Raw genomic sequence first — 14,249 nt, forward strand, 5'->3', positions numbered from 1 at the left:
GTACTGGGGAGGCTTATGTGTTGGCTGTTTCTAGTTATAGGGGTGGGGGCTACACCTTCGCATCGCGCCCTAGCATCACGTCCTGGCGAGCCTGGTCGACCAGTGCCATCTGCCGCGTCAGTCGGGCTTTGCGTTCGGCCAGCAGCAAGGTCTTGGTCCATTCCACGGCCTTAGAGGAATGGTTGGCCAGGCGTGCGGCCAGTTCCAGCGCGCTGGCGTAGGCGTCGTCCACCACCTGATTGACCAGGCCGATGGCCAGCGCCTCCTGGGCGTTGAACTTGCGCGCGCTGAGCATGATGTCCAGGGCTGCTGCTTCGCCGATCAGGCTGGGCAGGGTGATCGCACTGAAACCCGACAACATGCCGTGCTGCACTTCCGGAAAGTGGAACCGCGTGTCATGCCGCGCAATACGGAAATCGCAATGAATCGCCAGGCTGATGCCCAGGCCCAAGGTGTGGCCGTGCAACGCGGCAACCACCGGTTTACTCAGGTCGTTGCCGACGCCGGGCAGGGCGCGAGCCAAGACGTCACTGCTGACCGTCTCGCCGGTGGCGTCGATTTCCTTGAGGTCGGAGCCGGCGCAAAACGCCCGCTCGCCGGCACCGCGCAGCACGATGGCGCGCACCGCGTGGTCGTGTTGAGCGCGTTGCCAAACCTCGGCCAACTCGTGCTTGGCCTGGCTGTCCAGTGCGTTCAGGCGCTCCTGGCGGTTGAGGGTGACGACCAGAATTCCTTCGCCAATAGCTTGGTACTCGACTGTCATGGTGTGCTTTTCATTGAGAGAGAAAGAAAGACGCGATTGCCCCTTGAGGTCTGCGTCAAAGTGAGGAAAACTTAATCGATGTGCACAATGCAAACAATATGTTTGTTATATGAACATATTCTTATCGGGTCAAAAACGGTTATAAAAAATGAAAGCCATAGTTCTAAAAGCCTTCGGCGGGCCGGAGCAATTGCAGGTCGAGGAGGTGCCGACCCCGCAGGTTGGTGCGGGTGAAGTGTTGGTCCAGGTCGCGGCAGCAGGGGTTTGCCATCACGACCTGTTGCATCGTGCCGGGCGGTTACCGGGAGCCCATACCGGCGTGGTACTGGGCCATGAGGTGGCGGGTGAAGTGGTTGAGGTGGGCGCGGGTGTGCACCACTTGACGGTCGGCGCCCGGGTGGTGGTTTACCAGCGACGCTTTTGCGGTCAGTGTCGTGACTGCCTGCGCGGTCGCCAGGATCTGTGCCGGGCCCTGGGCCTGCCATCGGTGGATACTGAAGGCGCCTATGCCGAATACCTGCGAGTACCGGCGATCTCCGCCATCGAACTGCCCGACGGTCTGGACTACATCCAGGCCGCCTTGGCGTCCTGCCCGATCGGCACCAGCGTGCGCGCTTTGCACGGCGAGGCCGCGCTCAAACCCGGCGAAAGCGTGTTGATCAATGGCGCCAGCGGTGGCCTGGGCGCCCATCAGATTCAATTGGCCAAGGCAGCGGGCGCGCGGGTCATTGCCGTCACGGGCAGTGCGGACAAGCGTGACTTTCTCCACAGCCTGGGCGCCGATGACGTGATTGTGAGCAGCGGCAGCTACAGCGCCGAGGTCTGGAAACTCACCGGCAAACGCGGCGTGGACGTTGCCATGGAAAACCTCGGCAGCACCCTCGAAGACACCCTGCGTAGCATGACCCTCGGAGGGCGCGTGGTGGTGTTGGGCAATGTGACGCCCGCCAGTGTGCCGATCAACCCGGGGCTGTTGATCGGCCGACGCCTGCGGGTGCAGGGTTCGGGCAGCGCGACGCTGGAAGAGGTGCGCCTGGCACTGGCGTTGATCAAGGGCGGGCAGGTCAAGCCGCTGATCGACCGGGTGCTGGCGTTTCACCAAGTGGCTGAGGCCCATGCGCTGCTGGAGTCGCGTCAGGTCAATGGGCGTATTGTGTTGAGCGGGTGGTAAGCATGGACATCAGTACGCTGCTCAGCCAGGCGGCCTTTAAATGGCCGGACCACATCGCACTGCACGAACCGGCCAGTGCTCGCACCCTCACGTTTGACGAATTGGACCGCGCCCTCAGCGGCGTCGGCCAAGCGTTGGAGCGGTTGCAAATCCCGGTCGGTGCGCGGGTGGCCTTACTGGCCGACGCCAGCATCGACTACCTGCTGGCCGACTATGGCTGCATGGCCAGCGGCCGCGTGCGCGTGCCGTTGGACCCGGCCCTGGTGCTTGACGAATTGCTTGCTCAGCTACAGGACGCGGGCGCTGCCTTGCTGCTGTTTTCCGAGCAGTACACCGGTGTGGCGCAAGGCTTGGGCATCCGTTGCCTGCCGCTGCACACCGTCACCGAATCCAACCCCGTCGACATCCTCCCACGCCCGGCGCAATCCCCTCAGGCACTCGCCTCGCTCAACTACACCGGCGGCACCACCGGCACGCCCAAGGCGGTGATGCATCGGCATGCCAGCTTGTGCGCGGTGTTGCAGAACATCGTCATGGGCCGGGGCGCGGTGGTTGGCGATGTACTGCTCAACGTCCGTCCGCTATGGCCGATTGCAGCGGTGGCGGTGCTGGCCCATTTGCTCAGCGGCGGCCGAGTGGTGTTGGGTGGTCGCTTCGACGGCAAGGCCTTCATCGCTCAGCTTACTGAGTACCGGGTGGCGTTCAGTTCCCTGGTGCCGACGCAATTACTGCGCCTGTTGCGCGAAACCGGCCCTGCAGCGGCGGATCTTCCGGTATTCAAGAGCCTCGATGTCGGCGCTGCCGCGTTGACCGGCGAAGTGCTGGAAGGCTCATGCAGCCTGTTCAGTGAACGCATCGGCGTGCTCTACGGCATGACCGAAGCGCCCTGGAGTTGCTACCTCTCGCCCGCGCAAATGGCGACGGTGCGCGCGGCCGGCGACAGTGGTGAAGGCGTGGTGGGCCGACCGTTGTTCAGCGCCGCGATCCGCATCGATCAACCGGACGCAAACGGTGTGGGCGAGATTCTGCTCGGCGGGCCGCAATTGATGAGTGGTTACTGGCAGCTCGAGGGCCTCAGTGCCAAGACCCTGGACAACGGCTGGCTGCGCAGCGGTGACCTCGGGCGCATTGGTGCCGATGGGCTGCTGCGCGTGCTGGGGCGTTGCAAGGACATCATCCGCAGCGGCGGCAAATCCGTGCAGCCCGGTGAAGTCGAACAGAACCTGCTGAGCCATCCCGGCGTGCAGGACGCCCACGTGTTTGGCCTGGCGGACCTGGAATGGGGCGAGCAAGTGTGCGCAGCCGTGGTATTAGAGGGTTCGCAAGACCTGTCGGCGCAGCAGTTGATGGACCACTGCCGCGCCGGCTTGTCGCGCTACAAGGTGCCGCGCCGCATTTACTTCATCGACGAACTACCGCGCTCCCACTACGGCAAGGTGCAGAAAAACCGCCTGCTCGCCGCCCTGGGCCTCAGGCCCTAAAGGTTGCCCAACTGCGCCGCGATACCTTCACAGGCGCGGCGCACATGGCTGGCCAGGGACGAGCCGGGGTGGGTTTCGTCTTCCATCTCAAGCCCGGCCACGACGACCGCGCCAATGGCCTGCCCGGCTTCCACGCGTATCGGAAACGCCACCGACGACAGGCCAGGCTTGAACTCGCCATGGCCAAACGCGAAGTCCTGCTGGCTGCGGATCAACTCCAACGCCGGCCGTACCTTGGCATACCGCGCTTCGCCCAGGATCGCCTGCGCGGCCGCCTCATTGTAGGTGGCGAGCACCGCACGCCCGCTGGGGCTGCCGTCGATGGGGAACTGGTCGGCGAGGTCGACAATCACGTTGAGCGGCGTGGTCGGCGTCCACATCCGCTCGATCAACACCACCTGGTCACCTACCGGCACCGACAGCGACACAATCGCCTGGCGCTCGCCGATCACCCGTTGCAACTCGATGGCGTAGGGCAGGGCGATCTTGCGCAGGTTCAGGCGGTTCAGGTACGCCGCCGAATAGATCAGGCATTCCGGGCCGATGCGATAGGTGCCGCCCTGGGACTCGATCAGGCTCCAGTGGGTCAGGGTCTTGAGCAGGCGATGAATGGTGGTGCGGTCTATACCGGTCAGCCGCGCCAGGTCCAGAGCGCTGGCGCCATGCTTGAGCCCCGAGAGGGTGCGCAGCAGTACAATCGAGCGGTCGATGACCTGTACGCGCCCACCGGTATTTTCCTTGTTACTGGCAGGCGGAGAAGGCGTCGAAGAAATATCCATGGTGGCAGCAGCTTCCGAAATCATTATGTTCGGCAAGCGCGGATCGCAGGCTTGGCCGGTGGCCAAGGTTAGCCGCGATCCGTTGCTGGGTGAAGCCTTGATTTACGTGTCGAAGAACACCTGACCCGTCGCAATCGTCTGTATGTGTTCAAGTCCCTACTGCAAAACGCCCAATGGCCCGACGCCGATGCCCTGGCTGCGTATGCACCACTGATCATGGCTGGGTCTCCTTATTATTATGGTGAAAAACGGCGAAAGCGCTGACCGGTTCCCGGGCTGTTACCAGAGTGTTTTCAACGGCCTTGGGGTCGGCATAGCCAAGGCTCATGCCACACACCAGCATCTGGTCGGCGGGAATGCTCAACATCTCTGAAATGACGTTGTGGTATTTGAGGAAGGCGGCCTGCGGGCAGGTGTGCAACCCCCGCCCGCGTGCCGCCAGCATGATGTTTTGCAAAAACATGCCGTAGTCCAGAAGGCTGCCTTGCTCCAACACGTTGTCCACGGTAAACAGCAAGCCAACCGGCGCGTCGAAGAACCGGTAATTGCGCCCGTGCTGTCGGTGCATGCGTTGTTTTTCACCTTTGGCAATCCCAAGCAGCCCGTAGAGATCCCAACCCACCTTGCGCCGGCGATCGATGTAAGGCGTGATCCATTCGTTCGGGTAGTAGGCGTAGGGCTCCTGCATATCGCTGCTGAGCCGTGGGTCGTTGTCGATCGCGCTGATGGCCATTGACAGGCGCTCTTTCGCTTCACCGGTTACAACGTGCACTTGCCAGGGCTGCATGTTCACACCCGAGGCACTGAAGCGTGCGACATCCAGAATCGCTTCGACTTCCTCATGGGGCACGGCTGTCGGCAAAAAGGCCCTGATGCTGCGCCGTGACATGATTGCCCAATCGACAGTGCGCTGGGTTTCTAGCGCAGACAGCGGTGGTGGTGATAAGCGATTCAAGATACGCATCCTTTTAGCGGGTTCCGTTCAGGGGGAGTCGTCGGCCGGCGACTGCGCGATTTTCATGTCGAGGGATTTTTCGTCGAAACTGACCATGGTCATGGGCGCGTCATACTCGATCTCGTCTAACCATACAACCGCTGTTCAATCTCTTCGAGCGTGCTGCCTCGTGTCTCCGGTACCCACACAGCGACAAAGGTCAGTGACAGAAGTCCCGCTCCCACGAATACAAAGAAGGTTTGGCCGATCCCGATTGTCGCAACCAGAGTTGGAAAGAACATGCCGATCATCACGTTGGTCAACCAGAAGGCTGCGATAGCCATACCCATGCATCCGCCGCGGATGCGCATTGGGAAAATTTCTGCCAAAAGTACCCAGAAAGCAGGCCCGATCAGCCCTTGCATGGAGGCAAGGAACATCGCCATGGCTCCGAGAATGAGCATGGCGCGGGTAACGGAGGGGTCGACAAAAACTGAGACCAGGCCAATCAACAATAAAGACAATGTAGTGCCGGTGAAACCGAGCAGCATCATTGGGCGACGGCCCACGCGGTCCAGCAGAGCAATACCCACGAACGTTGCGCCAATCGAGATAACGCCGTTTACGACATTGGCGATCAGTGCACTACGTTGTTCCAGGCCTGCTTCTGTGAGGATCTGGGTGCCGAAGTACATGATTGAATTGACTCCGGTCAGCTGCGACGTAACAGCGATACCGATGCCAATCAAAAAGATTCGTCGCGCGCCCTTTTGAGACAGGTCGCGCCAGCCACCTTTTTTGATGAATCGTTCGTTGCTGATCTGTTGGGTAATGGCCTCCATTTCAGCCTTGGCATAGTACTCTTCCCGTACTAGTTTCAGTACTTCCAGGCCCTCTCTGAAGCGGCCTTTGGTTGCCAGCCAGCGCGGGCTTTCGGGCATGTAGAGCATTCCCAACCAGAGTGCCACTGCTGGCAGGGTTGCCAAGGCAAGCATCCATCTCCACACACCATCGAGATCGCTGAACAAATTGCCCAATGTGGCGTTAGTGGTGAAGGCCAGGAATTGCCCGGTGACGATCATCAACTCGTTACGGGTAATGATGCGACCGCGGATGCTGGACGGAGCCATCTCTGCAAGATACGCCGGCACGACGACCGATGCGCCGCCCACCGCTAACCCGAGCGTGAAGCGGGCGGCCACCATGACATCGAGGGTGGGCGCCAGCGCACAAGCCAATGCGCCAAGAAAAAACAGCACGGCGAGGAAAAGAATGATACGGCGGCGCCCCTTGAGGTCTGATAAGCGACCGCTGCACAGCGCCCCCATCATTGCGCCGATCAACAAGGCACTGGCGACCAGGCCTTCCGTAAATGGCGTCAGGCCCAGGTCATCCTTCATGTAGAGCAGGGCGCCATTGATGACGCCGGTATCGAAGCCGAACAGCAGGCCGCCAAACGTGGCGATCCAAGTCACTTTTTGCAGGTAGCGCTGTGCCTGGCGTTTTTCAGGACTTACATAGGCGGCTGAAGTGTCTGCCGTATTTCCGTAGGAATTAATTGTCATTGTGATATTCCTGACTGAAACTCATGGGGAGGCTCACTCGCCATTGCGGTGAGCGATTTAATATGGAATTACATTGGTTTTTTCTCGTGGTGCGATTCAGATGGACTGGGGTTTGAAATCGCTGGCGGCAACCGGCATGACGCTCTTTAGCAGTCTTACGGACTTTTCCAAGCCCTCGAGGCTGTTGAGTAAAACGTCCTCATGCTCAATCGATAGCCAGCCATCGTAGCCAGCCATTTTCAAGCGGTAGCAGAACTGCCTCCACCATTGCTCGCCGTGGCCGAATCCAAGTGTGATGTAGGACCAGCTACGGGATGAGATATCCATCAATGAGCCATTTTCCAGGAGTGAGTCCACGGCCTGGACTGGCGCATTAAGCAAGGTATCCTTGGCATGTACGTGGTAGATGGCAGCGCCTAGTGCCTCGGCGGCTACCAGCGGATCAGCGCCCATCCAGAACAGATGAGAGGGATCCAGGTTGGCGCCTATCACCGGTCCGATCGCATGGCGTAGTTTCAGAAGCGAACGGACGTTGTAGACGCATTGGTTACCGTGCAATTCCAACGCGATACGCTCCACACCATTTTCCTTGGCCAGGTCAGCGATCTCGCTCCAGAAGGGCAGCAGGCGTTCTTCCCATTGATAGCGCAGCATTGTCTGGGTTTCGGGAGGCCATGAGGCAACCACCCAGTTCGGCATCCTGTCGCCGGCCCGACCTTCCGGTAAGCCAGACATGGTGCAGACGGTCTTGACTCCCAGTTCACCGGCTACGCGTATCGTGTCCCGGAGGCATTGGCCTTGTTCGGGCTGTGTAGGATGCAAAGGGTTGCCGTTGGCGTTCAGGGAAATGATTTCCAGATTGTGCTCCTGGAAGCTGCGTTTGAGTGCCTTGCGGTCTTCGGCGCTGGCGAGCATCTGTGCCAAGTTAAAGTGTGGTGCGGTCGACCATCCGCCGGTGTTGATCTCCAGGCCCGACACTTCCAGGCGTTCCGCCTGCTTGAGCATCTCCCGCAATGGCAGGTGACCGAGGCTATCGGTGACGAATCCCAGCTTCATGACGTAGCTCCTTCTCTCGATCGGTAGAGGGGCGGTGCTTCCAGCGTTGGCAAAACGACCCGGCGACGCTGATTGAGCGCCTCGATGCCAGCTTGAGCGACAATGGCTGCGCAATAGCCGTCCCAGGCACTCGCGGCATCGACGGGGAACCTTCCTGTGGTGATGAACTCCACGAATGCTTTGTTCTGCAGGCGGTAGGCGTCGGCGAAACGCGGCCGCCAATCGGCAGCGTACCGTTCAAAACCCTGAAGACAGGTGTTGAAGCGAGCATGTACGGGGCTGGCCAGTTGCACGGAACCCAGCTCGCCCACCAGCTCGCCACGGACGTCGTACCCGTAATGGGCGTTGTTGTTGATTTCGATGTTCACCAGATGGCCTTCCCGGGTTTCCAGCACCATGAATACCGGGGCGCCGACGCCGTCCTTAGACGTGTGGGTGGGTTGGAACACTGAAATGGCAACGTATTCAGTGTCGAGCACGTGACGTGCCACATCGAATTCATGAGGCGCGGAGTTACTGATCGCCATTTGCCCGCTGAAGTTGGCGGGGGCTTCTACGTTGCGATGGAAATTGTGCATCATCACAGCCCGACCGATCACGCCGTCGCTCAAGGCACTTTTCATTTCCCTGTACGAAGGGTCAAACCGGCGCATGAAGCCCAGTTGCACGAATTGGCGACCCCGGGAGGCCTCTTTGTCGATGACCGCCAGGCACTGGTCCGGGCTTTGAGACAGCGGTTTCTCACACAGTGCAGGTTTCCCTGCATCGATGGCTGCCATGGTCAGGACCGCATGGGTTTCGTCCGGGCTGGCGATGATGATTGCATCGACATCGGACCTTGAAAGCGTGAACAGTGGATCAGTGGAAACGTCAGCGGCGCCATAACGGTCAGCTATCAGCTTCGCTCGCTCTGGCGACGCATCACACACCACATGCAAAGTGGCTCCCGGAAGGTCCTGGGCAATGATGCGGGCGTGATCTTCCCCCATAATCCCTGCGCCGATAACGGCGATTCGTATGCTCATATTCAACTACCTATCAATGGGCGAAAGTCATCAACGCCGCGTCGAACTCGCGAGCGTGTTGATTGAGAAAGGAGGTGCGCAATAGGGCACAAGCGGCGTAGCCGTGGCGGTCGAAATCAACCGGTGGGGACGAGTTACTCATGGGGCGATCCTGGCGGTTTGTTGTGTTTGTTATGCCTCGATTATTAGCACCGAAAAAGCAATCATCAAGCAGCGCCATAGGCGGTTTATGATGTAAAACACCTCAAATGCGAAGATGCATTGATGCCTGTCATTGCTCTTGAAAACAATCATCAGCAATGCGTATATGGTGTAAATAACATCAAAAAAGGGCTGGCTATATGACCATGCAAACATCGGCGCGCTTATGGAAGGGCCCCACTGTTCAACAGGTCGCTAAGGTGGCCAGGGTCGGGGCAGCGACCGTCGATCGTGTGCTGAATAACCGCCCCGGCGTACGGGAAAATACTCGTCTGAAAGTGCTGGCGGCGCTGGATAAGCTAAAGAAAGATTTGGCTGACGGCATGGCAACGTTGCAGATCAAGCTATTCTGCGATTCGGGCGAAACCTTCAATGCGACGCTGGCCGGCGCCGAGACAGTGGTGAACGCCTCGACACCTGGTGTCGTCGTACATGGCTACTATGTACCGACTAACCAGGTCGATCCCGCCGCGTTTGCTGATCAGGTTCAGGCTGAGGGTGCCTCAGCGGATGGAGTGATTGTCGTATCGCGCGAGCATCCGGCGATCAACCGAGCGATTCGCAAACTGTGCAGCCTGGGTATCCCCGTCGTTTGCCTGACCACCGACCTGCCTAATTCCGGACGAAGCGCTTACGTAGGCAACGATCAATATGCGGCAGGCAGTGTCGCCGGGCTACTGATAGGCAATGCGTTACCCAAGGAGCCGGCAAAAATTCTGTTAGTGACCAGTGTGCCGTTTCGCTGCCAGCAAGAGCGGGAGATGGGGTTTCGCAGGGTGCTTCGCTCGGAGTTTCCCTATCTGAAGATCGACGAGCGGGTGATTTCCGATGATCGCCCCTATACCACTACTGAGCAATTGACGCGTTATTTTTCCAAGCACTACTACCCGGCAGCCATCTACAACGTGGCCGGCGCCAATCGGGGCGTTGCTCAAGCGATAGATACCATTGCGGTTGAGGATCGGCCTATTTTTGTCGGTCATGAGCTTACGGTTCATACGCGGGCGATGCTTGAGTCCGGCGTCATGGATTATGTTATCTCTCATGATTTCGTTGGCGAGACTGCCGCAGCGGTGCGCTGGATACGAGGAGCGATTGAGGGAGCGGCGACAACGCCACCTTCAACACAGATCTTGATTCACACTCGATATAACTGTGGTACGTAAGGCCAGGTTGCGGTCGGTATCTAATTTGCATGCATCGATGCATACATAAAAGCGTATGGGACAGCCTGGTGGCAGGCCTGCAAAAGGAGGTTCCCTACGACTCAACCGTCGTTGCTTTCTTCGCTTCGTCCAGCATCCATTGAGCAAACGCTTGTATTGGCTCTCTGCTCAATGCGATGGGCTCGGGGAGGATGAGGCAGAAGGTTTTGGAAATGGTTTTCCCCTCTGGCCACGGAGCGACCAGACGTCCTAACGCCAGTTCAGTTTCAACGTAAAGACGCGGGACCAGCGCAACACCGAGGCCGGCCAATGCCGCCTCGATCAACATGCCGTGAAGATCGTAGCGCGCACCAATCGCTGGATTGGTAAGTGGGATCCCCGTTTCCAGGGAATAGCGCTGTCAGGCATCCGGGTTCTGCCGTCGGTGCAGGCGTGGAAGCATGTCCAGTGTTGCTGCTCCTGTGCTCTCTTGGAGCAATGCAGGATGACAAACAGGAACCAGCACTTCATGCAAAAGGTGGTGAGTCCGCATACCCGTCCACGCTGGGTGCTCGAAATGGATGGCAGCATCGAATCCGCTCCCGGCCAGGACGAAGGGGTCCATGCGCTCGGACAAGATTCTTATCGCGGGTATGCACCTTGGCGAGCTTGGATTTGCACATGTCGAGCGGATAGGCAAGACCTACAAAATTTCCTACGAAACTTAGCGGCTGTTCGAGATGCCTACGATGCATCGGCTGCGGCGAATGAGGTCATTGATCCCACGGCGCCTCCTGCCAGCGGTGGAACAGAAAATCGCTGAACGCCGTCAGCCGGCGTGGGCTGCAATCGTCACTCCTCATTTGCGGCGCATACGTGGTGCCACACCGGTCAGATGCTCACGTACACACGCCCAGGCTCTGTGAAGGCTGTTGCGCAGTGACACGGCATCAAGGGTCATGATGCGTAATGAAACCCCGCAGTCGTTGGGCAATGCGCTGACACCCAGGTAGCTGTCGGGGTGAGTGGGCAGGGCATTGCGCAATGCGGTTTTCAGCGCTTCGACAGGCAAGCCCTGACCCACGAGCATGAATGTCGCCAGGGTCTGGAAGGCACCACCGACGCCCGGTAATTGCCGCAGCAGGTCTTGCCCGTTCAGCGCCAGGCGATCGCCGGCCAGCAAACGGCCTGCCGGGCAGCGCACTTCCAGGTCGGCGCGGTAGACATCGAAGAGGCCGGCACTGTCCTGGGGGGTGTGCAGGCAAAACGCGTCGCACAGCATCACCCTGGCGCCCGGGTGCAGATTCACCCTTACCTGGCTGTGCAGTTTTGCCTGGGGAAACAGGATCGTCGCCATAGGCAGGTACTCCAGTAATGCTCCGCGTTCTGCAGTGAGGTTGACGGTCTGGCGTGCCGATTGCTCGAGCATGCTGTGGGCTACCGTCGCCGCGCCAGTGCTGACATGCACTTGAGTGTCCGGCCCGGCATGCAGGTGCATCCGCAAATCCTGGCCTGCGAAAATCCCGCCCGAGCACGACTGCACATACACGGCCGCCATGCCTTTCGGGTCGTCCGGCAGCTTCAGGGTGCGGCCCAGGTGAAAGGGATAGCCCACGCGCTGTTCGCTGATATAACTGGCGCCGGACGGCGCTTTGCTGAAGGCAATCCGGGCCTGCACCTGCGAGGATGCCTTGGGCGGTGCAATCAACGGGCGAAACAGTTCCTGCGGCGCGTTCATGGTCGGTCAAACAACACGGCGCGGCTGATGGCGTCGACGACCGCGTCGACCCCGTCACCCGTCGCGCAGTTGGTGAACAGCACGGGCCGGCCGTTGCGGGCTTCGGCTGATTCGCGACGCATGCGTGGCAGATCCACGCCCACATAGGGCGCCAGATCATATTTGTTGACCACCAGCAGATCACAGCTCAACACGCCGGGCCCTCGTTTGCGCGGGATGTCATCGCCGCCGGCGACATCAATGACAAAGATCCAGTAATCCACCAGATCCAACGAGAAGGTCGAGGCCAGGTTATCGCCGCCGGACTCAATCAGGATCAGGTCCAGGTTCTCGAATCGCGCTTCCAGCTCGTCGGCCATTTGCAGGTTCAGCGTCGGGTCTTCGCGGATCGCCGTATGCGGGCAGGCGCCGGTTTCCACCGCGAGCACCCGTTGTGGGTCGATCAGGCCGCTGCGCTGCACGCGTTCGGCGTCCTCGCGGGTGGCCAGGTCGTTGGTGATGATGGCCAGCTCGGTGCCGCGCGCGATGAAGCGCGGAATCAGTTGCTCCAGCAGGCGAGTCTTGCCCGAGCCGACCGGGCCGCCGATCCCGACGCGCGCGGCGCCCGGGTGGGGTTGCGGCTGCGGTGCGGCGTTGAATGCAGTGCTCATTAGCAGGTTCCTTTTATTGGCTGTGATCAGCGCAGCATGTAGCGCTGGGCCAAGGGCACTTCGCTGACCGGCTCGCAGGTCAGGCGCTCACCGTCGGCGTACACATCGAAGGTCTGGGGGTCGACGCGAATGTCCGGGCAGGCGTGGTTGTGCAGCATGTCGGACTTGCGCAGCGTGCGGGTGCCGAAGGCCGGCAACAGGGCTTTTTTCAGGCCCAGTTTCTCAGCGGTATCGGCCTCCACCGCAAGGCGATTGACGAAATTCACCGACAGTGCCTGTTTGGCCTCACCAAAGGCCCCCCATTGCGGGCGCATGATCAGGGGTTCGCAGGTGTACAGCGAGGCTGCCGAGTCGCCCATCACGCCGTGCACGATAAACCCGCCCTTGACCACCAGCTCCGGCTTGATGCCAAAAAAGGCCGGCCGCCATAGCACCAGGTCAGCGAGCTTGCCCGGCTCCAGCGAGCCGATGTAACTGTCGATGCCGAACACCCGCGCAGCGTTGATCGTGTACTTGGCGATGTAACGCTTGATGCGTTCGTTGTCGCCCAATCCGGTTTTTTCTTCCGGTAGACGGCCGCGTTGCTCTTTCATCTTCGAGGCCAGTTGCCAGGTGCGGCAGATCACCTCGTTGATGCGCCCCATGCCCTGGCTGTCGGAACCCAGGATCGAAATTGCGCCGGTGTCGTGCAGGATGTCTTCGGCGGCGATGGTCTGCGGACGCACTCTGGATTCGGCGAACGCCACGTCTTCCGGCACGTCCGGATTAAGGTGATGGCAGACCATGATCATGTCCAGGTGTTCGTCGAAGGTGTTGACGGTGTACGGATTGGTCGGGTTGGTCGAGGAGGGGATGCAGTTGGCTTTTCCCGCCACGCTGATGATGTCCGGGGCGTGGCCGCCGCCTGCGCCTTCGGTGTGGTACATGTGGATCGTGCGGTCGCCGATGGCGGCCAGGGTGTCTTCGAGAAAACCCGATTCATTCAAGGTGTCGGTGTGCAACTGCACCTGGAAGTCGTATTCATCGGCCACCTTGAGGCAGGTATCGATCACGGCGGGCATCGCGCCCCAGTCCTCGTGGATCTTCAATCCCAGGCAGCCACCGCGCAGTTGGCCGAGCAGCGATTCCGGCTTGCTGGAATTGCCCCTGCCGAGAAAGCCGAAATTGATTGGCCAGGCTTCAGAGGCCTGCAGCATCTTGCCGACGTTCCATTCGCCGCCGCAGTCGATCCCCACGGTAATCGGCCCGAGCGAGCCGCCGATCAGCGTCGTCAGGCCCGCCGCCAGCGCGTGATCGCACAGTTGCGCCGAGTCGAAATGCACGTGCACATCGATCCCGCCCGGCGTGACGATCAGGCCTTCTGCGTCGCGCACGGTGGTTGCGACGCCACAGATCAATTGCGCATGGACACCGTCCATGACCTGCGGATTACCGGCCTTGCCGATGGCCACGATCTTGCCGTCCTTGATGCCGATGTCGCCTTTGACGATGCCGATCACCGGGTCGATGATCAGCGCGTTGCAGATCAGCATGTCCAGCGCGCCGTCTGCGCTGTCATGCCCTGGCATCAGGCCCATGCCGTCACGCAGGGTCTTGCCGCCGCCGTGCAGGCATTCATCGCCGGGCACCGCGTAGTCGAATTCCACCTCGGCCAGCAGCGACGTATCCCCCAGGCGCACCGCGTCGCCAGTGGTGGGGCCGTACATCGCGGCGTATTCCTTGCGCGTCATCGTTGCCATGG

At 60.2% G+C, this 14,249-nt stretch carries 15 protein-coding genes; 4 read left to right on the forward strand and 11 right to left on the reverse strand.

Annotated elements, in window-relative coordinates; translation table 11 throughout:
• Nucleotides 1–49: 49 nt before the first annotated feature.
• Nucleotides 50–763: an enoyl-CoA hydratase/isomerase family protein gene (locus J1N02_RS25015; RefSeq protein ID WP_098479908.1), complete on the reverse strand. Its 714-nt coding sequence runs from the start codon at nucleotides 761–763 to the stop codon at nucleotides 50–52.
• A gap of 148 nt (nucleotides 764–911) precedes the next feature.
• On the opposite strand from J1N02_RS25015, the gene J1N02_RS25020 reads away from it, so the two are divergent.
• Complete coding sequence (locus J1N02_RS25020) at nucleotides 912–1,934, forward strand: alcohol dehydrogenase catalytic domain-containing protein (protein WP_098479907.1); 1,023 nt, start codon at nucleotides 912–914, stop codon at nucleotides 1,932–1,934.
• A gap of 2 nt (nucleotides 1,935–1,936) precedes the next feature.
• Nucleotides 1,937–3,415, forward strand: coding sequence for a class I adenylate-forming enzyme family protein (locus J1N02_RS25025; protein ID WP_098479906.1), 1,479 nt, complete (start codon nucleotides 1,937–1,939; stop codon nucleotides 3,413–3,415).
• Here the strand turns inward: J1N02_RS25025 and J1N02_RS25030 are convergent.
• Nucleotides 3,412–4,194: an IclR family transcriptional regulator gene (locus J1N02_RS25030; RefSeq protein ID WP_098479905.1), complete on the reverse strand. Its 783-nt coding sequence runs from the start codon at nucleotides 4,192–4,194 to the stop codon at nucleotides 3,412–3,414. The two genes, J1N02_RS25025 and J1N02_RS25030, sit on opposite strands and share 4 nt — an antisense overlap.
• Between J1N02_RS25030 and J1N02_RS25035 the strand changes: the two genes are divergently transcribed.
• Nucleotides 4,193–4,318: a hypothetical protein gene (locus tag J1N02_RS25035; RefSeq protein ID WP_256592556.1), complete on the forward strand. Its 126-nt coding sequence runs from the start codon at nucleotides 4,193–4,195 to the stop codon at nucleotides 4,316–4,318. The two genes, J1N02_RS25030 and J1N02_RS25035, sit on opposite strands and share 2 nt — an antisense overlap.
• Before the next feature lie 90 nt (nucleotides 4,319–4,408).
• Here the strand turns inward: J1N02_RS25035 and J1N02_RS25040 are convergent, their stop codons facing one another.
• From J1N02_RS25040 to J1N02_RS25060, 5 genes are all read right to left on the reverse strand, one after another.
• On the reverse strand, nucleotides 4,409–5,158 hold the full coding sequence (locus J1N02_RS25040; protein WP_108574685.1) for a nitroreductase: 750 nt from the start codon (nucleotides 5,156–5,158) through the stop codon (nucleotides 4,409–4,411).
• A gap of 116 nt (nucleotides 5,159–5,274) precedes the next feature.
• The gene (locus tag J1N02_RS25045; protein ID WP_051429288.1) at nucleotides 5,275–6,693 is read right to left on the reverse strand and encodes a sugar porter family MFS transporter; all 1,419 of its coding nucleotides are present in this window, start codon (nucleotides 6,691–6,693) and stop codon (nucleotides 5,275–5,277) included.
• Nucleotides 6,694–6,789: 96 nt separating this feature from the next.
• A complete protein-coding gene (locus tag J1N02_RS25050; protein WP_421147932.1) occupies nucleotides 6,790–7,749 on the reverse strand; it encodes a sugar phosphate isomerase/epimerase family protein in 960 nt (319 codons plus the stop codon).
• Nucleotides 7,746–8,774: a Gfo/Idh/MocA family oxidoreductase gene (locus tag J1N02_RS25055; protein WP_368961760.1), complete on the reverse strand. Its 1,029-nt coding sequence runs from the start codon at nucleotides 8,772–8,774 to the stop codon at nucleotides 7,746–7,748. The genes J1N02_RS25050 and J1N02_RS25055 overlap by 4 nt, the downstream gene beginning before the upstream one ends.
• 13 nt (nucleotides 8,775–8,787) lie before the next feature.
• Nucleotides 8,788–8,916: a hypothetical protein gene (locus J1N02_RS25060; RefSeq protein WP_256221047.1), complete on the reverse strand. Its 129-nt coding sequence runs from the start codon at nucleotides 8,914–8,916 to the stop codon at nucleotides 8,788–8,790.
• A gap of 199 nt (nucleotides 8,917–9,115) precedes the next feature.
• Here J1N02_RS25060 and J1N02_RS25065 point away from each other — a divergent pair, with 199 nt between their 5' ends.
• Nucleotides 9,116–10,141, forward strand: coding sequence for a LacI family DNA-binding transcriptional regulator (locus J1N02_RS25065; protein WP_027603379.1), 1,026 nt, complete (start codon nucleotides 9,116–9,118; stop codon nucleotides 10,139–10,141).
• 94 nt (nucleotides 10,142–10,235) lie between these two features.
• On the opposite strand, the gene J1N02_RS25070 is transcribed toward J1N02_RS25065, so the two are convergent.
• The 4 genes from J1N02_RS25070 to ureC all read right to left on the reverse strand — a co-directional run bounded on the left by J1N02_RS25070 (nucleotide 10,236) and on the right by ureC (nucleotide 14,247).
• Complete coding sequence (locus J1N02_RS25070; protein ID WP_421147990.1) at nucleotides 10,236–10,529, reverse strand: LysR substrate-binding domain-containing protein; 294 nt, start codon at nucleotides 10,527–10,529, stop codon at nucleotides 10,236–10,238.
• Nucleotides 10,530–10,979: 450 nt separating this feature from the next.
• Nucleotides 10,980–11,858, reverse strand: coding sequence for an urease accessory protein UreD (locus J1N02_RS25075; RefSeq protein WP_098479903.1), 879 nt, complete (start codon nucleotides 11,856–11,858; stop codon nucleotides 10,980–10,982).
• Complete coding sequence (gene ureG, locus J1N02_RS25080) at nucleotides 11,855–12,508, reverse strand: urease accessory protein UreG (protein WP_027603381.1); 654 nt, start codon at nucleotides 12,506–12,508, stop codon at nucleotides 11,855–11,857. The genes J1N02_RS25075 and ureG overlap by 4 nt, the downstream gene beginning before the upstream one ends.
• A gap of 26 nt (nucleotides 12,509–12,534) precedes the next feature.
• Nucleotides 12,535–14,247, reverse strand: a complete 1,713-nt coding sequence (ureC, locus tag J1N02_RS25085) for an urease subunit alpha (RefSeq protein ID WP_027603382.1) — start codon at nucleotides 14,245–14,247, stop codon at nucleotides 12,535–12,537.
• Nucleotides 14,248–14,249: the final 2 nt, after the last annotated feature.

Origin of the sequence: Pseudomonas sp. NFX5 (assembly GCF_049132125.1) — a bacterium.
GTDB classification, from domain to species: domain Bacteria; phylum Pseudomonadota; class Gammaproteobacteria; order Pseudomonadales; family Pseudomonadaceae; genus Aquipseudomonas; species Aquipseudomonas marginalis.